The organism is Flavobacterium yafengii (genome assembly GCF_030010375.1).
GTDB classification, from domain to species: domain Bacteria; phylum Bacteroidota; class Bacteroidia; order Flavobacteriales; family Flavobacteriaceae; genus Flavobacterium; species Flavobacterium yafengii.
Genome location: NZ_JASCRY010000003.1, coordinates 279,385 through 303,966, shown reverse-complemented (window position 1 = coordinate 303,966; position 24,582 = coordinate 279,385). Strand labels below are relative to the sequence as shown.

Here is a 24,582-nt window from a genome sequence, read left to right as displayed (position 1 = left end):
ATGAATTTGACTGTTTTTCTAACCGGAATACATTTTATTTGGTCTGAATGGCACCCATAAATTCCATCGAAAAATTATCTTTTGCCTGAACGTAAGCTACTTTTGGAATTACTGTGGCTCCCAGTTTTCTCTTTTCAAATGTGGCCGTAATTCCCAAATCAATCTTTTTATAACCCAGTTCCTTTGCACGTTTAATTCCCTGAAATAAAAGTTGACGGTATAAACTGAACTTTTTTGGAATGGTATAGTCCATACCAATTAGGGAAGGGACATACGTTCGACCTGAGTTTTTGTAGCAGAAAAGGATTCCGACAAGCGGACTTTCATTTTGTGTTTCTTTAGTATTTTTTAGATGCAGCAGTATAAATTCCCAATGAGTATTAGCAGCCATTTTTCTAAAGACATCGATCGAGTAGGTAAAGGTATTGACAGCATAATTATTATTTTTCACATGCTGGTAAAGATGGTATCCTTGCGTAATTTCATCGGCTGTCAATTCTTCTTTTATAACGATATCAAATGCATTTTCAAAAGGTAAAATCTCTTTCATAAAATGTTTTTTGGAACGGGGGGAAAGGGTAATGGTGAACTCCTCAATAGTATCCCAAGAAACATTTTCGATGATGCAGGTTTCTGGCATGTTTATTTTGATAAAGCCCTGATTGTGGAAGATGCGATTCAGCTGTATATCTTCGTCAAAATCCCGTAATACCAACATGTCTGCGTTCAAATTCTGATTTAGAATTTCGACCTGTTCTAAGAGCAGTATGACTGCATTTTTACACAAGGGATGTGTATCATTTAAGTAGCAATGATTGCCTTCGGTAAAAAGCGAACCCATGCCTAGTACTTTTGAGGTCAGGTACGAAGGATCTCTCATTCTTTTTTCTTCGAGCTGAAGTGAAACTGATTCAGGGGCAAGCATATCATCTTTCCACAACCCAAAGGTGAAAAAAGTGGCTAGTATCGGAACATCAGTTGCATCACTTATTAGATAGTAGTGAAAACTCCAATTATTTTCAGCATCTACGGAGCTTTTAAAAGCATCCTCCAGAAAACAAAGTCCATCCCAATCAAATGTACTTTGTCCGCCAAGAAGGGTATTCCAAGTGGCTTTATCAACTTGTTGTATCGATGTTTCATATTGAAAATTAAGTGATGTTTGAGGAATCAATTTTTCTTTTTTCTGCAAAATTTCAGGAATGCCAAAGGCCCTTGATACTTTATGCAGTGTGTTGGAAGTCTCTTCCAGTGCTTTTGGAAAATGGTATTCCAAAGCCTGAACTAGTCCTCTTATATCTTCTTCTTGATTGTTGCGGGAAACGGTAATACGGATGCCTGAATTTTTAACAGGAACAGCAGGATATAGTCCTGGATTAACAAAATACCCTTCGCTAAAAAGACGTTGCACTAATCGATAGGCAGTCAGTGGCATGGCTGTGCCAAGGAAGAAAACGGGAGAACTATTCGGGGCGATCATCGGAAGCGATGTAGCCTTTATCAGCGAATTGAAATACCCGATTTTTTGCGCCAGTTCTTCCTGTAAAATAGTAATTTCAGGAGAAAGATGGATTGCGGCCGAAGCCGACGCTGCAGCCACCGAAGCAGGCTCCAATTGGGCTGAAAAAGTGAGCGGTCCTCCAAAATTCTTAATTCGATTGCGCAAGGTAGTATCGGAGGTGATAAAGACCGCTCCGCTGGCACCAAATGTCTTGCTCAGGGTACCTACAATCATGATGTTTTCCGGTAGTTCTTTTAGCATGTCAAGAACGTAGCCTGTACCATTTTTTCCCTTCCAACTCATGCCATGTACATCATCAAAATAGAGTTGTAACTGTGCATATTTTTTGCATAGTTCCAGTAGATCTGAAATGGGGGCATAATCACCAAACATGGAATAAACACCATCGGCCATGTACCATATCTTTTTACATTTCGAGGACAACTCTTTGAGTTTGTCCTCTAACATTTGCAGATTGTTGTGCCGAATCATCTCAACAGGAATGCCTCTTAGTTTTAAAAGCTGGCAGGCATTCTGGACACTCCAATGTACCTGATGATCTAGCAGCACTCCATCTTCATCTCGTATCGCAGTTGGTATGACAGCAAAGTGTCCCAATGTGCTGTTCTTGGTTACAATTCCGGGCATACCATACATGGCCTCAATTTTGGTTTCCAGTTCATGGTATAAAGGATGAGAAAGGTACGTTTTAGAAAGCGGGAATTGGGTACCGTATTTTGTAATAGCAGAAATAGCAGCATCTTTTAGCCTATTGTCGTATTCAAGTCCAAGATAGCTTGTGGTTGCAAAATGAAATAGGGGTTTGCCATTAATTTGAAGGATACGTCCACTAAGGATTTTGTCTTCCGCATAGAGATGGATCGTGCCTTCATTTTTTGCTATTGCTAACATTTCATCGACAGTATCGATAAAATTGTTGTGTTTAATTTTTGCCATGAGTACTTCATTTTTAGTTACGTTTTTTGAATCTGTAATGTCATATTTTAAACCGTTAAAGTTCTGGTTTTAAGAGTACAGAATAGAAGTCACTTTGTAGATAATCCCGATTTGATAAGTAATAATCCCGAATTGCTATGTGTATAATAACAATGATTGATTACTAGTACATTTTCCCTTTTTTTGGTAACTAATGGTAGAAAAGAAATACCTAATTTGCCAGGTTCTAATAAAAGATTAGGTACTATGGATGATTATTTTGAAAATGACTTTGCACTATTCTGGATTAGCGAAAACATACTTTTTTTTGAGTATAAGCCTGGTGTGGACATTAATTTAGTGGCAGCACAGCGCATTGTAACAGACAGAATACAAATGCAAAAGGACAAAGCATATCCGGTTTTATGTGATGTCAGAGGTATTGCTGATTCTGATAAAGCCGCCAGAGATTATTTGGCACAACATGGTTCTGTTCTGGCTAAAGCCGTCAGTATATTGGTACATCAAAGTGTGTCGATTTTAATGATTTCATTTTATCTTAAAATCAGTAAGCCTCAGGTACCAACCAAGGTATTTAATGATCAGGCAAAAGCACTAGAATTTTTGAAAGCTTTCGTATAGAATTGAAATTTTTAACAATTTAATTAATGAAATTATGCATCAGGAAATAAATCAACAGCGTATACACAATATCTCCCAAATGATTTTGGAGATAACGGAAGGAAATTTCGCGTACCGCATACCAAGGACTGCAAATGACGACGAACTAGAGGCACTGACCGTCTTGGTGAATTGGATGGCAGAAGAAATGAAGGAGTCTGTATTCCATGCAAGTTTCATCAATCCCCATTTTAGTTACCGGTATGTAGTCCAAAGTACATTTGTCTTAGACAATAAATTTGTTATAAAAGATTTTAGCGGGAATGTCCCTGACCTTTTGAGATGTAACCCAAACGAACTTTTAGGGAAGGATTTTATAGCAATTCTTGCAAAAGAATCAGTATCCTTATTGGAATCTGTAATGGCTGAAATTCTGCAGAATGAATCCTATCATACAATTGTTTCATTCGAATTCGTGACCTCTGAAAAATTAGTTATTCCAGCCAGCTGCACGATCTCAAGTATCTATAAAAGTACAGATGTAGTAATTTGTTTGTTTTCTGCTATCATGGATAACACAATGGAAAAGTGGACGACAGCAAAGAAAATTTTTACTGCTGAAGAACAGAAAAGTCACAACTATTTAGATGCAAAGTCCACACAGGCTGTTTATGATTACATATTGGCAAATATGGATTCAACTATGCCAACCTTAAAAGAACTCTCTCATCTTTTTGGTACCAATGAATACAAATTAAAAAATAGCTTTAGGCATTTATTTAAAATGACTATACACCAATTCTACAATAGTGAAAGGCTGAATCGATCACAACTGCTTATAAAATATACAAAAATACCATTAAAAAACATTGCGATAATGGCTGGGTTTACTAACTATCCTAATTTTTCAAGAGCTTTCAAAATTAAATTTGGCTATTCTCCGACTGACATCGAAAAACAGTCTCCAATTAAATAAACTATCGCATTATTTGTCATAGTAGTAAGAGTATTGCAAAGCTTAAAAATTGGACTATTTCAAAAAATCCTGATTTACTATGACAAACTCCTGATTTGCTAACACTTATGTTGATTTGTTTTGGGAATTTTACAGAGTTAATCCTCAAATACTTAGTAAGATGAAATTTAGTGAACGTACAAAAAAAATTATTTTAGAAATAATTTGTCTACTTTATATACTGTTATTTGTTTATGCAGCTGTAAGCAAACTACTGGACTTTGAAAATTTTCAAGTACAATTGGGGCAATCACCAATGTTAAGTGCATTTGCTGAACTAGTATCGTATACAGTCCCTGCTGTTGAATTTATCATTGCTTTTATGCTTCTGACTGCACGGTTACGTTTAGCTGGTATGTATGCCGCGTTTAGCCTAATGGTAATGTTTACATTTTATATTTACATTATTTTAAATTACAGTTCTTTTACACCTTGTTCGTGCGGTGGAATTCTAGAATCTCTTTCATGGAATCAGCACATAGTATTTAACCTTTTCTTCGTAGTTTTAATAGCAGTTGGTATTTTTACTATTGATACAAATGCCAGATTTTTTAAAAGTACGCAGAGAAAATGTGCAACTCTTATCATTGCTGGGCTGGTAAGTTGCGCCATAGTATACCTATTATTTTCATGGTCAGAAAGAATAATGCATTACCACAATACTTTTGTTCGAAGATTCCCGCATTTTCCCGCATTTTTCGCAAAAGAAATTAACTTGAGTTCTTCTAATTATTATTTTGCTGGAGCAGATAATGACAAAATATATCTGGGTAACTATTCCGCTCCGTTGCAGATTACTGAAGTAAGCAAAGAGGGAACAATAAAGCAGCATGCAGTTCAATTAAGTCGTAAAAACTTACCCTTCACATCAATACAAATAAAGGTAATACCGCCTTACTTTTTTGTTGTAGACGGAAATGTCCCAACAATTTTTAAAGGTAAAATGAGCGACTGGCTTGCTAAATACACAATAAAAGGAAAATCCTATTTTTCCATTATTCAACCAATTGATAGTACTTCACTTATTTTAAGAGCTACGCTAATAAGCAGTAAGACCAACACTTTAGGACGTATTAATTTGAATGACACAACAAAGTTATCCTTTGCTCCCGAATTAATCCAAAAACAAATCGATGGAGTGTTTGACACGGATGGACAACTGCATTACGACACGTTCAACAAGAGAATTGCATACGTCTATACTTATCGAAATGAATATATAGTTGCCGATAGCAATTTAAATTTACTGCACAGAGGAAATACTATTGATACGGTTTCTCAAGCGAAATTAGATGTAGTAACCGTTAAGTCTAACGGTGAAACAAAGTTAGCGTCACCACCATTAATTGTAAATAAATCTTCTGCACTGCATAAGAATTTGCTTTTTGTCAATTCCCAGTTAGCAGGACAATATGAAAGTTTAGAAATGTGGAAAAAAGCAAGCATAATTGATATTTATGATATAAATAATAAAAAATATGTGTTTAGCTTTTATATCTATGATGTAGGCCACAAGAAATTAAGAAATCTCTATGTTCAGGGAAATCATTTGTACGCATTAATAGATGATAAATTAATACTATACAAGCTTCGAAAGTCAGTCACAAAAAATTATAAAAATTAAATGTTACAGCATTAAAGTATACCGGCCAGTATCAGGGGTAAGATTGAAAACCTGTAAAAAAGAGTAAATCAAAATTTTTAAATTTTTACATTATGATAAATAGTTTTAAAAAAGTAATCATGCCCATGGTAGTGATTACACTAGGCGTTTTTGGTGCAATTAGCACCAGTGCAATGAATCAAAAAACAACAGCTTTTGCTGATCGATGGGGGTATTCCCATATTGAAGGTGAAAACTGTGTTCAGGAGATTATGTGTAGTACTATTCCGGGACCACCCTGTAAAACAGTGGCAGGTGACCAACTATTTGACTTGGAAGATGGCGTAAGTTGTCCTAATCCATTGAACAAAAAACAGTAAGTGCTGTTTATTAATAAGCGAAGTGCAGTACTTTAAAAGTACTGCACTTTTTTTTGGTTAAGGATTTGCATTAGCCTCCATCCATAGTTTTGGTGGCCCATCCTTTAGATAGTAATTGAACCAGTCTGCAATTTTTAAAGTAAGATTTACTTGTTTACGTGAATCGGATAGAGAATGATACTCATCCCTGTAGCGCAATAGTGCCACTTTTTTTCCTAAACGTCGCAATGCCAAATACAATTCCATAGATTGCTTAGGAGCGACAATCCCGTCCTTATCACCCGTCCACAAAAGTAAAGGTGTCGTAATAGTTGAGGCATTAAAAACAGGAGAGTTATAGACATAATTATCCATGTCTTCAAATAACATCTTACCCATACGATTCGTATAATCTTCAAACCTCCAAAATTCAGGCCTTTTATAGGCTTCACCCACAGTGAGGTAACAACTCACCAGATCAGTTTGAGAAGCTCCACCAACAGCAACTGCGAATAATTTGCTTTTCGCTATAATATAAGTGGTCTCATACCCACCAAGTGAATGTCCCGTCAGTCCAATCCTTGCTAGGTCTACTATTCCTAATTTTTGAACTTCTTGAACGGCAGCACTTACACAATCCAATGCGGAATCCCCCGGCGATCCAACTTCATAAACAATGTCAGGCAATAGAACAAAATAACCGTCCATAACATAATTGGTGATATTAATTCCGTCACCATTATTCAGAGAGGGCTGGATATATCGATTTTTAAGGTAATGCTGGCGTTCGTACACCTGCACAATCATTGGATATTTACGACCCTCAACATAATCAGTAGGATAATACAATAGGCCGTTCAGCTTTTTTCCACTTTTATTAGAGTAGGTTATCGTTCTGTTGCTGCCCCAAAAATACTTCGCCTGTTGCGGATTACTCTGAAAAATGATTTTCGCCTTTTGCTTTTTATGCTTCTTAAAAATCAATCTGGGAGCAAGGGCATACGTTTCTTCTATATACACAAAATAATCTTTTAAAGCAGATTGTAACAACATGTATATGTTTTTGGAATCAAAAACCAAAGGGGTCACTTTTCCTTTCTCAAGCATAAAATACCCTTGTTTTGATTCCATTGAACTACTGGCCTCCAATAAAAGCGGGGTATTTAAATCAATAACAGTTGGATCTTGAACGGCAAAAAAAGCGTGAGGTTTTTTTCTTATATTTTTAGAAGCCAACCTATATTCAATTGCTTCCGCTCTTCCTGCTGTTAATCTTTTGGTACTTGTACCATCTGTACTAATTTGCCACAAATCATATTGATCATAAACAATAATATGTGTATCATCTTTTGTCCAGCCAGCAAATATATAAACATCAGGAGCACCAGCTTTATCATCGTTTTGATCATAAAAGGCGACACCAGCATCCTTAGTTAAATTTCGATGTATGTTATTCGAGATGTCGTAGCTAAACCAATTACCGTCTTTAAAATAAGCAATATACTTACCTGATGGCGACATAAAAGTATACAAACTATGACCGGAATGGCAAGGCAAGATTAGCTTACGTGATCCATTTGTTAAATCAGTCAGATAATAATCTCTATCCGCATCGTACTTAAATTGAGGCCCACAAGATTCAGTATTGGAACTTAAGGCCAACTTTTGGTTGCCGGATAGAAGTACAGAAGTTTCATGGGGCATAAAATCGAGAAGTGTGTCAGTTTGCGGATACCAAACCCAAGGTTTAGCCTTGTCTTTAGGATTGCCATTCATTTTTCTTTCCGTGTAAATCCGACTATCATCTCCATGCCAAATTTCCACATCTGGAGCACTATACAGCTCCGTCATTACAATTGGAACCAGCTGAAAGAGTATGCGCAAGCCATCCTCTGAAATGTTCAATTGACTAGCAGAGTTAAATACTATTCTTTTGTCTTTTGGAAATCCTGGAGTACCCTTTGGATCTAAAATATACATTTTCTTTTGATCAAAAACATAATATCCCAGCTGGATGTCCGCTGCAGCTGATGTTGCCGACGATTTTGAAGGATGTAAGGCAAAGGCGATCGATTTACCATTATTTTGCCAAACAATCCTCGAAACGTTATCGTTCAATTGTAAAGTTGTCAAAGGGAGTAATTGGTCATTTAGAGAAATAATACGCAGCGTACTGCTTCCCTCTCTTTCATTGCTATAGGCTAAGGCTGAAAAGTCATCTTTAAAACTGAAAACACCTACATTATTAAGCTGAGTTACATTTTTATGTCCGAGTTCAATTATACCTAAATCTTGCAGTCGACCTACTTTTTTCTGAACCCAAACCAAATTTCTTCCATCGGCGCTAAACTCAAAGTCCACAACATTGTCTATAATTTGCTCCTCACCAGTTGTCAATGATAGTATTACTAAGCGATTTTTATCTTTTAAACAGGCAAACCATTCAGATCCGGAAAAAGTTGCTTTACTGCCCTTGGGGTAACTGAATCTTTTGGCACCCTCAGTAGCACTCACAAATAAAGTATCTATACCAGATTCGTAGTGTACGCTATAACTTGTCCAACGTCCGTTATCAGAAATAGCATTAGCTTGTAACGAACTCCATAGTGAGTACTGCTCTTTCGTTAGCACTTGCTTTTGTTCAACCTGCCCCAGTACAGAGCAGGAATTTAAAACAGTAAATATAAATGCAAGCAGCGTGCAACAGGTTACGCTACCTTTTGTAGTATATGCTTTCATGTTAATAGCCAGGATTTTGAGGTTTCAAATTTGGATTCAACAACAGCTCGGAATCGGGTAGGGGAAATAGCAGATCGGTTGCATCCCATCCCGGTTTCAAGGGCGTTAAAGCGGATGATAAACCGTTAGTTCGCTTTAAATCAAAAAAGCGGTGACCCAATTCGGTAAACAATTCATGACGACGCTCTTCAATTATAGCCATTAGGATTTCCTCTTTATTTCCTGCAGTGGTGTTGCCAAGTCCAGCACGATTTCGAATTCTATTTAAATCTTCTTTTGCACCAGTCAATTCGCCTTGCTGCGCGCGGGCTTCTGCCCTAATTAGATACTGCTCTTCGAGGCGAAAAAGAATGGATCGTTCATCGGAAGTTCCATCCGTCCGTGACTTTTTATACTTAAAAGAATAATACCATGTGGTTGCCACGTCTGAAACGCCCTTAATCCAGTGGGATTTTCTCAAATCATTCGTTTCAAATGAAAGCAGCAGTGCACTCGACAAAGCCGACCTGGGAGGAGGGCCTGAAGCAAAAATGAACGTACTGCCTTCTTCTGTATTGTAGGTGGCAAGTGCAGGACTCAATTGCCAAATGGTGGCAGAACTACCCATTTTAAAAGTTGCATCAATAGAAGTCATAGCATAGCGTTGCGTATGATTCAATACGGCAGTAGCTTCATTAGATGCTTCTGCCCACAAACCCATATACAGGTTAACCCTAGCGAGTAAAGCATGTGCAGTATAAACGTTGGGGCGTGTTCTACCCGAACTCAAATAGTCTTGAGGCAATAAAGAAATGGCTTCATTTAAATCTGTTTTCACAAGGGAGTAAATCGCCTCTACCGGCATTCTTGTAACTTTGCTATTAGCTACATAGTCAGTAGTAGCAATATAGGGTACATTTCCATAGAGATTGGTCAAGTAGAAGTGAAGCAGTGCTCTTATAAACAGCGCCTCGCCTTTGAGTAAGTTGCGGTCAGCTGATGATAATGATTTAGAATGAGTTACGCCATGTATAATTGCATTGGCTGCATAAATTTGATTGTAGGAGGTGGTCCATAACGCTTTAAGTTCAGTGTCAGAACCTGTTAATGAATTAGTGTAAAAGTCGGTAGCAGATGCCCCTGTTCCAAAATAAGTGAGCTCGTCAGTATAAATACCTAAAGTATGGGACAAACCGTTCGATGCACCAGAAAGTATCCCGTAATCGCGGATCTTCGAATAAATATTGGTCATAGCAGAAGTGGCAGTAGCCTTATCTTCAAAAACAGCCGGTGCAGTCAATTGTGAATCAGGAAGGTCGGCCTGCACAAAATCATCGCAACTGATAAAAATCACAACCACGCTACAGAGTACTAATAGTGGTTTTATAATTGTATTTCTTAATATGTTCATTTGATTTGATTTTTTAATGGTTAAAAAGTAATCTCAACACCCGCAGTAATCATTTTAAGGGGCGGTAAGTAGTCAAACATTTTAAATTCCGGGTCAGCACCCTTAAAGTTGGTAAAGGTGAGTACGTTCTGACCTTGAAGAGAGAGGCGACAATCCACTTTAGTCCCTGAATTTTTTGGAAGGGTGTAAGATACAGCCACATTTTTCAGTCGAATGTACGAAGCGTCACTTATACTTGCCGTACTTTGCGAATACTGGTTGTAAGCGATCTTCGAAGCCGTTTTAGTAACAGAAAAACCTTGATAGGTGGCACTATCTCCAACATTTTGCCACTGGTCAATAATCATATTCGGTTGATTATTACGTGTACCCGGCATCGGAAATGTTCGAAGTATGTTGTAATTTTCCTGCTTCACAAATTGAAAGAGAAAATCCAATTCAAACTGTTTGTATTTAAAGTGATTTTGTAAACCACCGTAAAATTGCGGATTCAAATCTTTAACCACTTTCATGTCGTCATTCTCTGAAATTTCACCATCTCCATTAAAATCAGTAAACGTATACAGACCCGTCTCCGGATGTACTCCTGTAAATTCAAATACTTTTACAATGTTCAAAGGTTGGCCTACCACAAATAAATTGCGATAAGTGGAACCTTCTAAGCCAGGAAAGGATAATAATTTGTTCTTTGAGGTACTAAAATTTAAATGAGTCGACCAAGAGAAATTTTTTCCGTTGAAGTTTTCAGTTCGCAACGTAAGTTCCAATCCACGATTTTGTACCGTAGCGTTTAAGTTGGCTTGCAAACTTTCAAATCCTGTAGTAGTAGGGAGTGGAATGCCCACCAACTGATTAGAGGAACGGTTAGAATACCAGCTGGCACTAATCAAAATGTGATCTTTAAAGAAACCTGTCTCTAAGCCAATCTCAAATTTATTGTTCGTTTCCCATCCAAAATCAGGATTAAATAAACGAGTGGGTTCTAATCCTATTACACCCTCATAAGCAATACCAGTGTTGGTATAGGTATCAAGAAATTGATAATCACCAATCTGGTCACTTCCTGTAGTGCCATAGCTAGCTCGCAACTTTCCTAAACTTAAAACACGTTGCTCTTTAAGCCATTTTTCATTGCTGAAAAGCCAGGCAGCACCTACAGCACCAAAAGTAGCATACTGCTTCCCAGGGCCAAAACGACTCGATCCATCACGGCGGCCTGTAAAATTTATAATGTAAGTACGGTCCCAATTAAAGTTTACCCGACCAAATAGCGCTTGATAATGATACTCTGTTTTTCCATTTTGGCTTACCGTAACAGTAGAGGCTGCAGCAATATTCTCAATCATACTATTACTAGTAAAACCTTTCCCTAGATACAAAGTCTGCACTCCTTTTTGGGTCTGCAAAGTACCTCCCACAAGTACTGATAAACCAGCTTTGCCGAAGCTGTAGTTCCAGTTCAATTGAGGTTCAACAATCCATGTCTGGCGGTTGACATTATTTAAAGACAGATTGGAGCTACTGGTGCCAATTCCCAATGAAGGATTGTTAATCGTTGAGGGAATAGTAGCACTTTCCTGATGCCGAAGATCAGAAAAACCAAAAGCAGAAGTAAATTCTAACGACGGCAGCAGTTGATAAGAGAGCACACTATTGGCAATCAAATCATAGGTCATGGCATTGAATTTTCCGTTCAAATGTCGTAGCGGATTAATAAACGTATTATTTTCCCAATTCAAGTTGCCATCCGCATCATACAGCGCAGGTGCATTGGGAGATAACAAGCGAGATTCTCTAGTCAAGTCAAGATAGGGCTGATTGTTGTCTTGAATGGTATAACCTGCTGTAAATGTGGTTCTGAATTTTTGGTCTGCTGAAGTATGATTGACACTTACATGTGCATTCATCTTTTTGTATCGGAAATCTCCCGGAAATACAGTTGTCTGGTTGAGTACATTAGTACTCATTAAAAACTGAGTTTGGTCACTACCACCAGAAACGCTAGCATTCAAATTAGTAAATTGTGCAGTACCTCCAGTCAGTTTTTCTTGCCAATCCGTATACCGTTTTTCGTCCCATTTCCCATTTACATCATAAGCATTAGCGGGATAAGTTGTAATACCGTCATTTTCGTATGCTTCTTTCCGCATCGCTATATATTGCTCCGTTTTCATTAAATCCATAAATCGAGTCACACTTCCCGCCCCCGTGGAGGAACTAATCTGAAACTGTGTTTTACCTCCTTTCCCTTTTTTGGTGGTTATCAAAATCACACCATTCGCACCCCGTGAACCATATATGGCAGTGGCATCCGCATCTTTCAGCACTTCAATGCTTTCAATGGTATCGGGATTCAAACTATTCAAGGGACTGTTTTCACCTGCAAGAACACGCGAAGTCGAAAAAGAACCTATGGATTCAGAAGCGTAAGGGACACCATCAATAATATACAAGGGAGCATTTCCAGTCGTTCGCACACTATTCAATCCCCGAATCTGAATGTCAAATCCACCACCAGGCACTCCAGTAGTTTGCGTAATATTCACCCCCGCCATTCTGCCTTGCATGGCGGCCAATACGTTCGTTACAGGTTGTGTTTCAATATCCTTGGCCTTAATATGGGCAATACTTCCGGTGCGTTCTTTTTCTTTGACGGAATAATAACCCGCATTTACCAGGACTTCCTGCAATGAAGTTATGTCTTCCTGTAATTGGATGTTTATTGTTTTTCGTCCGTTTATGGGAACTATTGCTGTTTTGAATCCCAAGAAAGCAACCACTAAAATATCGTCAGGTGATGCTGTGAGCCTGTATTGACCATTAAAGTCAGAGATAGTCCCTGTTGTAGCTTTTCCTTTTATGGAAATGGTAACGCCGGGTAATGGGCTTGTGCCGTCCGTAATGGTGCCGCTTATTTGGATTTCTTGAGGTAAGGACTGCATTTGCCGCAGTCTTTTGTTGGCGTGAGCAGGGGTGCAGGATAACAAGAGCCCGATAATAATCAGGTACCAAAAAGCCGAATCCCCCTTGTAAAATGAAATTTTTTTCATAATATTGGTTTAGTTAAATGAAATGTGAGTTTTGTTTTGCTATGGTCCTCTAGTTTAGCTTGCCGGCGAGTTAGGGGACTTTTTTTTGTTTAGTCTTAAAGTCTCAAGTCGAATGTCTTAAAGTCTTTAGGGATGGTGTTTTTTACTATATCATAGGTATTTTTAGTTATGAGTTATAAGTTGATGTTGCGGCTAAATAATCTGTATCTCAACCATAAAGCCACAAGCACATCGTTGCTATAAAAAGTATAATTATTCCTATTTGTATTTGTTTGTAGTATTTCATAGGCATTTTTTAATTATCGGTTAAGGGTTATCAGTTATGTGTTAATCGTTATTTAGAACTAAATTACCTGCACCGGGCTAACAAATTCAAATTAAATTAACTAGGTGTTTTTATTCAATGGACCTTTGGGTGCAGGTGTTTTTTAGTTATTGACTTAAAGTTGAGCATAGGTATCTACTTCCAGCTAGGAAAACGGTGTTTTTTGGCTGGGATTTTATGCGGTTTAGTGATTGAAACCACTGCTAATGTTTAGCTTAAGCTGTTTTAAGTATGTATTTTATTTTACTCATAGGCATGCTGGTTTTAGAGGGTTAAACTGCTGCGAGACTATGAAAAGGATGAAGCGGTGCTAAGAATATAAGAGAGTATTGAGCCTAAAGAATAAAAAATGGCATGGAACTCAGCTTAAACGCTATCAAGGTACTGGTATACCCGCACACGAATAAGTGAGCCCACGCCATGGGACGTGAGCATCTGACTTATCATCTCGTGTGCTAAAATTACCAGTTTTTGATAACGAGATTCAAAGCGAATGCTTCAAATATTTTATATGAAGAATCGCAAAAATACATCTTATGATGTATTCATAAGACAAATATATGAAATTATTTGAATCATGGTCGAATTCGACCATAAAATTTTTCTTAAAAAAATTCAATTTAGTACAAAAATTATAAAATGGACAGTAAAGTGATTAATTTAGAACTACGAAAAAAAGTTGGAGACAAAATACAACTTATTAGAGGAGATGAGTCGTATGAAAAGATCGCTTCACGATGTAATTTAGATGCAAGTAAAATTAGCAAAATTGAAAAAGGTCGTATAGATTTTAGAATTAATACAATATTTGAAATTGCGAAAGGTCTTAGGGTTCATCCAAAAGAGTTGCTAGATATAGAGTTTAATTTTGAAGATTATTATAGAAAAATTGACCATACATATAAAACTACTTGATTTAGTTTTAAATGGATTATGAATAAAATGTGCATGTGTCAGTTATAACTTCTGATTAATTCAATCCTGAATTAACAATATTAAAAAAACATCAATGTCAATAAACCCATTACTTGAAGAATTAAAAAAATTACGAGAATCTTCAAAATATGCAGTCGCTCAGGGGAATGCCTATCATTTAGATGAATTTAAAAAGTATTTGCATATTGAAAGACATATTGAAGTTGTTCTTAAGAACATAATTATCAAGGCTAGTTCTAATAGTATTTCTCAATTAATTATTGTTGCAGGTAACGTTGGAGATGGAAAGTCACATATTTTATCACATCTCCATCACGAACTTAATAATGAGTTGGAAAAGTTCTTAATTCACAATGATGCTACTGAATCCCACAACCCACATGAGTCATCAAACACAACTCTTTACAAACTATTGGGCGGTTTTAAAGATGTGAATATACATACGTCTACTGATAAAATTATTTTGGCAATCAATTTAGGCACCTTAAGTAAGTTTATTGAAGAGTATGGCGATGAATTTTCACTTTTAAGAGGATATGTAAATGATAATAAAATATTAGATACTGAATTGCTTCCAGATGATGAATCTGTTTTAACAAGTAATTTTCATCACGTAAATTTTACAGATTACCATATGTATTCTTTGACTGATAAAGGAGTTATTTCAGATGTAATATCAACTTTATTAAAGAAAATAGTTTCTGATGATAAAGCAAATACTATTTATCAAGCTTATCAAGATTACAAAGAACATAATCATGACGTATACTATTGCCCAATCGTATATAATTATGAATTTCTCTTTTCTCAAAATAATAGAAATATATTAATTCAATTAATTGTCAAAGCGATAATTAGAAGTAAAGAAATCGTATCAGTCCGGACTCTTCTTAACTTTATTTATGACATAATTGTTCCGGTAGATCTATCAAATGCCAAGGAGTATTATTTTAAAAAACTTGAAAAGATGACTGGTGCAGAATATCTTTCTAATTTAATCCCCAATTATTTATTTGAGCATAAGGAATTATCTAGTCTTTTTGAAAAAATAGAGACTATTGATCCATGCTCCTATCGTCACGCTAAAACAGATGAAATTTTACTCACACTAATCAATGCAGAAGAAACTTTGGATATATTTTCTGAATTCATTGACGAGAGCTATTTGGTGACCATTAAACCTAAACTATTAAAAACTTCTACCCCAAAAATTCAGCTCGCAAAGTTTTTTATACGACTGAATTATTTCAGTAATTATCATACCATGGATTATTTGGCTGATACAGATTTTGATGAATATGTAATGTGGTTATTTCAATACAATAATAACAATCGTAAGTGCATTCAAAAATTATATAAACTAGTTGAAGAATCTGCTCGAAATTGGTACGGAGATCCAAAAACCAGTGAAAAAGTAATTTTAAACGTTGGTAAAAAACAAACCTTATTTAGGGTATTTAAAGATTTCAAGGTTCATCCTGAAGTTAATTTCGCGTTAGAAAAAAACAATTCAAAAATAGAAAGGTTCACTCAAGAATTCACACTTCAATTTAAACTTGACAATGGAAAAAAACCTGTCAAAATACATGTTGATTACAGTTTATTTAAGGTTTTGAAAATGGTATCAAAAGGATATAGACCCAATAAAAAAGATAATAACAACTATGTCTATTTTGTTAGTACAATAAATAAATTGATTAATCAAAACAATAGCACAGCTTCCTTATATATTGATGAAGTGAATGTTAAAAACGCAATCGATTATAAGTTTTCCAAGGATGCTTTTAGTGGTTACAAATTTCACATAGTATGAGCCAGATAGAATTAAAGAAAAGCGGACCTAATAGCATTGAAGCTAGAAATATAAAGAAAAATTCTTTTAGTCACACTACAGGAAATCAATTCAAAATTTTGCCATTTAAAACAAATCCTAGTGGTGATGTTTATAAGGAAGATTTTAAATCATTTCAAGGAATTATTGGTGAGTTATTCAGGACAATTAGTAATAAATCCCAAATCGAAAGTGCCGATTCCAATGTTTCATATAAATCAGAATTAAAACAAACAATAATTACTAATGCAATTGATAAAGTAGAAACAGAGAATATTGAAGAATTAAGCATGATGCTATCAAATCTGTTTTTTGATGAGCAAAATGGACTTATAAAATTTAATAGTAAGACTCTTTGCTATATGAATAACATCAATCCAAACAATGCAATTAAGGAAATATCATTGTTCATTTTTGATCTTTTTATCAAAGGAAATGAAACAGAGGATGATTTAGGAAAATCGGACAATGAAGAAAACTTACTGCATCAGTTAATGCTTGAGAGCTTACCAGAATTACCTGCATTAATAACGAAGGGGAAATACAGTCCCTACAAAAATTTATTCCATCAGATAAAAGAGCAGTTTAAAGCCGATTTGTCTTTTGTAGAACAGAATAACGAGTTCTATTTAAAGCATGTTGAGGATTTATTTAAGTACTATTATTTCCACTATTTATCACAGCTGGTATTGCGGTTTAATAATTTTGGTATTGATAATGGTGAAGTGAAACCTCTTTATTATACGTTGGAATGGGAAACCTTATCTGAAACCAGACTCTCATCCCATTCTCCTTCATGGAAGAATTTAGAGAGTTACTCTCCATTTCTATTTGCGCATTCTAATGCATTGGAATTACTAAATTATATACTAGTTGATGGAAAGGCTGTTGGTGATTATAATGATATAGCTAGGTTATATGAGAGTTTAAGCCTAGATGAAAAAGTAACTTATGTCGATTCGATTGAAGAAATAATATCCCTTTACAAAAGCACAATAACATTAAAAAGCGGCAGTTGGGAAGATTGTTACAGGTTACTTGATCTCGAATTGAGTTGGAGGAAATTTGAAAGCCATATAAATCAAAATTTATTCAAGCTGTGGTTTTGTATTAAATATCAATTTGAAAATACTGATAGGAAAGGAGCTGATTTGAAGTATGCCAGATGGTTTATTCAATTCGCTAAAGTCAATTATACTAAAAGTAGAGGCCGACTCGGAAGTACAACTGTATTATCGCAAGAGTTTTTACTTTTTATAACAAGGGTATGCATTGGTAATGAAGAAAAAATCAGATTAAAATTATTGTGGGACCGATTGAAGGATAGAGGTATCGTCTTTGATGAAACTTCAAAGCTTGCAATTACAAAACTATTTGAGAGAATTAATTTAATAGAGAAAAAAAGCGATAGCGGAGATGCACAATATGTCAAGTCAACTATATAAATACGTTTCGAATTTAATTTTCGAATCCTTTTCATTACAAAAAATCCAGCCTGGAGAAAGATTTAATCTCTATCTGGAAAGACAAGAGAATATCCAAAATCTCTATGAGGCCTTGGATAATAATTCATCATGGGCTTATGAAAAGTTCAACTATATACATCCTGAAGGTGGAGAAGCATATGAGACTTTCTGTATTGTTATTAATGATACAAAAATCATAATTGCTTCAAGTGAATTTGCTTCAGAAGATTATTTTACCATGCTTCGTAATAAAGTTGCTGACCAAATAGATGTATTTGCCGGGACTGCAATATTAATTCTTTTTAGCGGAAAACTTGATAGTTTATTAGGCGGTAGTGGCAGTTTGATTAAAGAGGGAATGCCTCTACATTTCACTAGATTTAAAAATCAAATTGAATTCGATGTTGAAAATAATTATTCTTTAAAGAAGCACGAGAAGGCAATATTGAAATTTATATTAGAGAGAAAAACGAAAAGTGTTGTTGAGGATAATAATACTATTTTTGATTATGAACAGGTAATTAATTGTTTAGAGAAAGGAAAAATAGATCTCGAGGATTATAAAGGTTTGGGCCTTTTCCCTCATAATGAGCTACCAACAAAAAGTGAGCCTTTAAAAGATTTAGATAGTAATTTTATTTTATATGAGAAATTTGAGAATATCTTTTTGAATGGAAATCCTTCTGTCATTTTGGAACCACTTCTGCCTGATTTTGCTTTAGCAAGAGTTATAAAGGAAGATTGGCATGAATTTGATTTCGCCACTCTCACAAAATGGATGGAGAAAGAAAAAGAAAAATTACCGCCTACTTTTTTATCTGTTGGAGGTGATAATTTAATTCAAACAATTTGGTATCGTACTGATGGTGATTCAGTTTCTAAAAATAGAAATATAAACGTTATAGTTTTTAATCCTTCTAGTGATTTTCCATTCAAAATCAACGTGAAATATGACCAAGTCATAAAAAAAGAAGGTCTAAATATTAAGCACGATTCCAAGAATATCAGGGCAATTGCAACAGGTCATAATATTGTTTTAGAATTTGCTAGATTTAATCCTGATGAAGTATTCACTCTAGTTGATTATAAAGATCCCGCGACGGACAAGAGATATAATATAAAGGTAATGCTCTTACCCTTTCAGCCTCATGTACTATCACAATTTGAAACTAATTTTCAATTAAAAGTTTCAAAATCAGAGTCATATTTATTAGTTAAAGAGTCCAAAGAGTTGGTTTTTAATCCCGGGGCTGATATCATTGTAAACGATGTATTAGCTATAAACGGTAACTATAATATAAATTCAGGACAAGAACTGAGGATTAAATATGATTCCTCAATTAGTCAGGAAGATTTAATATTATTTAATGTTGGGATTAGTGAAACAAATTTCCCTATTGCGATTAAGTCAGATTTTGAACCTTTAAAGCCGATAACTGGTCTTGAAGTTTGGAAAGAGAAAAGAGTTCATGAGCTTGATTATAAGTTTATTCAGGAAGAAGACACTATAAAACTTGTGTTTAAGAATAATGAAAAAACAGTAAGCGGAGATTTTAGGCATAATCTTATTCAGGAAAAGCAAATCATAAACTCCGACGCTTATTCATGGCTTTTACACAATGACAATTTATTAACGAGCAATATAATAGAATTAAAAGCTGAAGTAAAGATTGCTTTCGACAATTTGCGAGCCTATTATAGAGAAAAAGCTTTACAACCCAGTTTAGTTTATATTAATGATGAATTAAAAGAATTATCGATTGATTATTTAAATGTCTTTGTTCATCAAATGGAATCATTTAAGGAAAACATGTCGTTATCTCACGAGCAACAAAATTTATTATGGTTAGGTGTTGTTAAAGAAAATATTGGGGAACATAAAATTAAGTTCAGTCCTCTACATCCCTTGAATGTTGCTTATCAGCTATTAATAAATGATAAATTAAAAAATGAGGATGTTTATAATGCAATTTTAAAGCGCCTAAATGCGTACAATTTAGTGCCGTATTTGCAGGGCAAGAATGATGAGGTTTATGTTCCTATAGAATCAAGCCATTCTCCTGAATGGTTATATTATACAACTCATTTAAACTCGAAAAAAGCGGCATCAAAAAGTTTTGTTGCAAAACTCGTTGCAGATAAAATAAAAGACTTCACTACTAATTTTCAATTCTTATTTGGGCAATCTAATTCAGCGCCTGTAAAGATTAATGTAATCAACTTGGGCGATTGCAAGGAGGTGGTCAAGGGGCTTTTTGAATATTATCGGGCTTATCTCAATGCAAATGAAAACAAAAGACCTGCCGATTTATTACCTATCGAGGTCAGTATTTATGGCTCAGAGAAGTTTGTTACAAAATTTGAAGAACTTACTTTTTATGAAAAGGTGGAGGATATTAAAAGCCAATTGGAAGTTGAACTGTCTACAAGGAAATTCGAAAAAGAAGATTTGTTAAATGCTTTCCTTGAAAAAGTAAATTTTTATTCAAAAAAGCTACCTACTCAATTGGAAAGTTATGAATATGCGCATGTTACTTTTTTTCAATTCGACATTAATGAAACGAAAACCTCATATGACGATATGAGTATGGTAAAAACTGGCATATCAATGGATGGATTGATGTCAGATGTTTGTTCAACACCAACCGCTAATAATTATCGAACCGGCTACGGCTTAAAGGATTTGCCTGAGGTTCAGTCACAAATAATGCATTTATCAACCTTATTAAATGCATTTGTAAGAGTTGCCTCAAATGGTAATCCATATGAGAGAAACAAAGCCCTTTCTACAACAATCAATTATGACGTTAAAAAACAATTAGAAAAGTTATATCTGAATTCTCAGTGGGTTACTTATATTGATCCAAAGGTTGATTTAGACTTTTTTAAAGAAAATAGAGATCTAGTTATCATCCATTATAGTGACCAATACGTTAATTCTAATGGATATGATGCAATTACAGTAAGCAGAAAGACGAACCAATATGAATTTGTTGTAAAAGAGTTTTTAGAAAAACACAATGTTCAGTTTGATGCCACTATTGACACAATTCAAATTATTAATTTCTTTAATGCAATCAATGGTGAATGGCTACTTAAACTGATTCGCCAGCACAGTCACTTTCCTAAAGAGAAACTGAGTCTTTTATCTGGAATAAAATCGGCTTTAACTTTTTTATATAGTCCAAATATAATTTGGATTCCAATATCACTTGAAGAGATCTTGAGAGTTTCAGGGAATGCTGGATTGGATATGAGTGAAGGTCTATTTTCTGCCAAGAATTTGGGTGCAATTGGATCCTACAGTGACGACCTTTTATTAATTGGATTAGAATGGTTTGGCGAGAAATTGCTGATGCATCTTTATCCCGTTGAATTAAAAATAGGCGGACTTGGAATTGTAAAGAAAGGAATTAATCAAGGTAGTAGAACAGCCCACTTACTTTATGAACATTTAACCAAAGAAGGATTTCTTGGTGAATTCTATAAAAACTTTTTTGCAAAAATAGCAATTAATAATGCTGAGAAAATGAAGCTATTCCATGTTTGGGATAATCAAAACTGGGATCTAGTAATAGAAAATTATAGAAGGGATTTATTGAGCAACAATTTTATTATCAGCAATCGACTTGACTCTTCAATTGGAAGATTTGGACTTATCCACTTTGGAAATGATGTCTTCCAACGCAAAATTAGAATTGCAGATGGATTTATGAGAGTTGATCTGCTTGAGGCCGATGGTTTCAATTTTCTCGTAAAATCAATTGATGATTTAATTCATCTTTTCCATGAAACAGAAACAACAATCGTTAAAAGCAGTTTATTAATTAATAGTTTTTCAGAAGCTTCAAAGGAAGTGTTTACCCCTTACGAATTAGAAGAGGAAATAGAAGAGGAAATAGAAGAGGGCATAAAAGAAGAAAATGAAATAGTAAATGTTGCAGAAGATAAAGTGCAAAATGAAGATAAGAATGAAACTGCCTCAAATGATACTGTAGACGTAAGAGCCAAAATAGCTCCAGAAGTTAAGAGTAAAGCAAGCCCTGTTATTAATTCTGAAGAAGGAATAAAAATTGTTTTTGGAACTGATTTGGGGAGTTCAAAGCCAATTATTTGGGAACCAAACAATACAAATAAAGTGATGCATACCAATACAGGTATTATTGGTACAATGGGCACTGGGAAAACTCAATTTACGAAGTCATTAATAACTCAGTTATATGAAAACTCAGATAAAAATATCGGCAATGAAAATTTAGGAATCTTAATATTTGATTATAAAGGAGATTATATAAAAGATGATTTCGTTGACAGGACAAATGCTAAGGTTTTTACGCCTTACCATTTGCCTTATAATCCCCTGGCTTTGGATGCCTCACAGATATCAAAGCCCATGTTGCCTTTACACACTGCCAATGATATTAAAGAAACAATTTCAAATGCGTTTAACCTGGGTAATGTCCAAAAGCAAAGATTGAGAGATGTTATTGTAGAAGCGTATGAAAATAAGGGAATAAATAAAGCCAATAAAGACACATGGAGTAAAATACCACCAACGTTAGGTGAAGTTTGTGACATCTATTTGAGCAATGAAAAAGCTTCGCAAGATAGTTTATATGCAGCTATTTCAAATCTTTCCGAATTCGAAATCTTTGAGCCTGATGCAACCAAAACACAATCGCTTTATTCACTCATTGAAGGGGTAATAGTAATTAATCTTTCTGGTTATGATGAATCTATCCAGAACCTAATTGTGGCAATTACGCTTGATGCTTTTTATACTCAAATGCAACGACATGGCCATAGCGAAATAAAGGGCCATAACCGTGAGATAAAGAAAATGATTTTGGTAGATGAAGCCGATAATTTCTTGAGTAAGAACTTCAATTCCATTCGTAAAATATTGAAAGAAGGAAGGGAGTTTGGTGTTGGAACGATACTTTCCACTCAATTCTTAAATCATTTTGCAACCAGTGAGAATGAATACTCTAATTATATTCTAACTTGGGTTATTCATAGAGTCAATGAGATAAAAATTAAAGAAGTAGATTCTTTGTTTTCTTTAGAAAGCAAGTCGCAAAGAGAAAATTTAATCAAAACCATTAAAGGTTTGGAAAAGCACCAAAGCATTGTAAACTTGGCTGGCTCTGACCCAATTTTGATTAAGGATAAGGCGTTTTGGGAACTTTTAGGAAATAACGAATTATTGATATATGAAAAATAGAATACAAGATATTGATGCTACTCCATCAAAGCGAATTTATTTATCAATAATTTCAGATTATGATTTATCATTAGCTCTATGTGAATTAATAGATAATGCAATTGATTCTTGGACTTATAATGGTCAAATAAAACCTCTTGAAGTAAAAGTGAATTTAAATTATCAACAACAAACAATTGTGGTAAGTGATAATTCTGGAGGTATTCCAGAGAGTGAAATGAAATTAGTTATTAGCCCAGGTGAATCAAGAAATGAAATTGATAAAGAAGTTATAGGACTGTTTGGCGTTGGTTCTAAAAGAGCAGTTGTTGCCTTAGCTCAACAGATTAAAATATATTCAAGATATAAGAATAATAGAACAACTTTAGTAGAATTTGATGATAATTGGATTGCTGATCCAGATTGGAATATTACTATTTATGAAGCTGATACAATACCCGAAAATACAACAATTATAGAGTTAACAAAACTGAGGGACCCAATTAATCCTGACAATGAAAAAAGATTGATTAATCATCTGGGAGCAACATATTCTCAATTTATATCAAAAAATAATTTTTCTGTTTTGTTAAATTCAAAAGCAATTGAACCAATCGTTTTTGAAAGCTGGTCGTACCCTTCGAATTTTGAACCGAAGCATTACTCAGGTAAAGTTTCTGTTGATTCTAGAGAAATTAGTTTTGATATTATCTCAGGACTAACAAAACAAGGAGACCCTGCCGGTGGAGAATATGGACTTTATATGTATTGTAATGATAGATTAATTTCAAGAGCATTTAAAGGTTATGAGATAGGTTATAAAACAGGATTGGCAGGTCAACCACATCCATCTATTTCTTTAGTGAGAGTTATTGTTCGATTAAAAGGAGGTTCTCAACTAATGCCATGGAATAGTTCTAAATCTGAAATAAACACAAAAAACCATAGCTTTAAAGCATTAGAAAGCCAAATAATTCAGATAATTACTAATTATTCAAGGGCTTCTAGAAGTATGGCAGATGAATGGGCAACTAAAGTTTTTCCATTTAAAACAGGGAATATTAAAGAAGTTTCTGTTTCTGAATTAACACAAAGTACCGATTTGCATCTTGTTCCAATACCTAGAAAAACAAATCAAAAATATATTGATGTAATAAAACGAAATAATAAATCAATTGCAACAAAAAAACCTTGGGTAAAAGGGACTTACGAAGCATTAATTGCTGTTGAAGAAATTTCTAAATTAAATATTGAACAAAATAATAGAATAAGCCTGTTAATTCTTGATAGTACCCTTGAAATTGCATTTAAAGATTATTTAGCAAATGAGACACCTCCTAATACTTATGCTGCTGCAAGATTAGCTAGCATAATGGGAAATAGAGCCACTGTGCATACCGAAATAGCAAATTATATAAATTTTAAAAAAGACACTTGGGCTAGAGTAAACTATTATTATAATTTAAGATGTGAATTAGTACACAAGAGAGTTGCAGTAACAATAACAGAAGAAGATTTAAAAATTTATCGTGATTTATGTGAGTATATGTTTAAAAAAATGTTTGGACTAAACTTTCAAGTATAATTTTTATTAACCATTAATTTTA

The 24,582-nt window shown here is 34.7% G+C and carries 13 protein-coding genes; 9 read left to right on the top strand and 4 right to left on the bottom strand.

Features of this window, described 5'->3' with window-relative positions; all coding sequences use genetic code 11:
- Positions 1-34: 34 nt before the first annotated feature.
- Entirely contained in the window at positions 35-2,458 is a 2,424-nt protein-coding gene (locus QLS97_RS11605) for an aminotransferase class I/II-fold pyridoxal phosphate-dependent enzyme (protein WP_282716845.1), read from the bottom strand.
- A 156-nt stretch (positions 2,459-2,614) separates the two neighbouring features.
- Between QLS97_RS11605 and QLS97_RS11600 the strand changes: the two genes are divergently transcribed.
- The 4 genes from QLS97_RS11600 to QLS97_RS11585 all read left to right on the top strand — a co-directional run bounded on the left by QLS97_RS11600 (position 2,615) and on the right by QLS97_RS11585 (position 6,056).
- Complete coding sequence (locus tag QLS97_RS11600) at positions 2,615-3,079, top strand: DUF7793 family protein (RefSeq protein ID WP_282716844.1); 465 nt, start codon at positions 2,615-2,617, stop codon at positions 3,077-3,079.
- Between the two features lie 34 nt (positions 3,080-3,113).
- Positions 3,114-4,034: a helix-turn-helix domain-containing protein gene (locus tag QLS97_RS11595; RefSeq protein WP_282716842.1), complete on the top strand. Its 921-nt coding sequence runs from the start codon at positions 3,114-3,116 to the stop codon at positions 4,032-4,034.
- Between the two features lie 160 nt (positions 4,035-4,194).
- Positions 4,195-5,697 (top strand): MauE/DoxX family redox-associated membrane protein, encoded by a 1,503-nt coding sequence (locus tag QLS97_RS11590; protein WP_282716841.1) that lies wholly within the window; start codon positions 4,195-4,197, stop codon positions 5,695-5,697.
- A gap of 92 nt (positions 5,698-5,789) precedes the next feature.
- Complete coding sequence (locus tag QLS97_RS11585) at positions 5,790-6,056, top strand: hypothetical protein (RefSeq protein ID WP_282716840.1); 267 nt, start codon at positions 5,790-5,792, stop codon at positions 6,054-6,056.
- A gap of 57 nt (positions 6,057-6,113) precedes the next feature.
- Here the strand turns inward: QLS97_RS11585 and QLS97_RS11580 are convergent, their stop codons facing one another.
- From QLS97_RS11580 to QLS97_RS11570, 3 genes are read right to left on the bottom strand one after another with little or no spacing between them, the layout of a single operon-like run.
- The gene (locus QLS97_RS11580; RefSeq protein WP_282716839.1) at positions 6,114-8,774 is read right to left on the bottom strand and encodes a S9 family peptidase; all 2,661 of its coding nucleotides are present in this window, start codon (positions 8,772-8,774) and stop codon (positions 6,114-6,116) included.
- A 1-nt stretch (position 8,775) separates the two neighbouring features.
- Positions 8,776-10,164: a RagB/SusD family nutrient uptake outer membrane protein gene (locus QLS97_RS11575; protein WP_282716837.1), complete on the bottom strand. Its 1,389-nt coding sequence runs from the start codon at positions 10,162-10,164 to the stop codon at positions 8,776-8,778.
- 20 nt (positions 10,165-10,184) lie between these two features.
- Positions 10,185-13,106, bottom strand: coding sequence for a SusC/RagA family TonB-linked outer membrane protein (locus QLS97_RS11570; RefSeq protein ID WP_282716835.1), 2,922 nt, complete (start codon positions 13,104-13,106; stop codon positions 10,185-10,187).
- 1,072 nt (positions 13,107-14,178) lie between these two features.
- On the opposite strand from QLS97_RS11570, the gene QLS97_RS11565 reads away from it, so the two are divergent.
- The 5 genes from QLS97_RS11565 (at position 14,179) to QLS97_RS11545 (ending at position 24,560) form a co-directional block, all read left to right on the top strand.
- Entirely contained in the window at positions 14,179-14,454 is a 276-nt protein-coding gene (locus QLS97_RS11565) for a helix-turn-helix domain-containing protein (RefSeq protein ID WP_282716834.1), read from the top strand.
- Positions 14,455-14,548: 94 nt separating this feature from the next.
- On the top strand, positions 14,549-16,288 hold the full coding sequence (gene dptF, locus QLS97_RS11560) for a DNA phosphorothioation-dependent restriction protein DptF (RefSeq protein WP_282716833.1): 1,740 nt from the start codon (positions 14,549-14,551) through the stop codon (positions 16,286-16,288).
- A complete protein-coding gene (gene dptG / locus QLS97_RS11555) occupies positions 16,285-17,751 on the top strand; it encodes a DNA phosphorothioation-dependent restriction protein DptG (RefSeq protein ID WP_282716831.1) in 1,467 nt (488 codons plus the stop codon). The genes dptF and dptG overlap by 4 nt, the downstream gene beginning before the upstream one ends.
- On the top strand, positions 17,732-22,996 hold the full coding sequence (gene dptH / locus QLS97_RS11550; RefSeq protein WP_282716829.1) for a DNA phosphorothioation-dependent restriction protein DptH: 5,265 nt from the start codon (positions 17,732-17,734) through the stop codon (positions 22,994-22,996). Before dptG ends, dptH begins: the two co-directional genes overlap by 20 nt.
- Positions 22,986-24,560, top strand: coding sequence for an ATP-binding protein (locus tag QLS97_RS11545; protein ID WP_282716827.1), 1,575 nt, complete (start codon positions 22,986-22,988; stop codon positions 24,558-24,560). Before dptH ends, QLS97_RS11545 begins: the two co-directional genes overlap by 11 nt.
- Positions 24,561-24,582 lie beyond the last annotated feature (22 nt).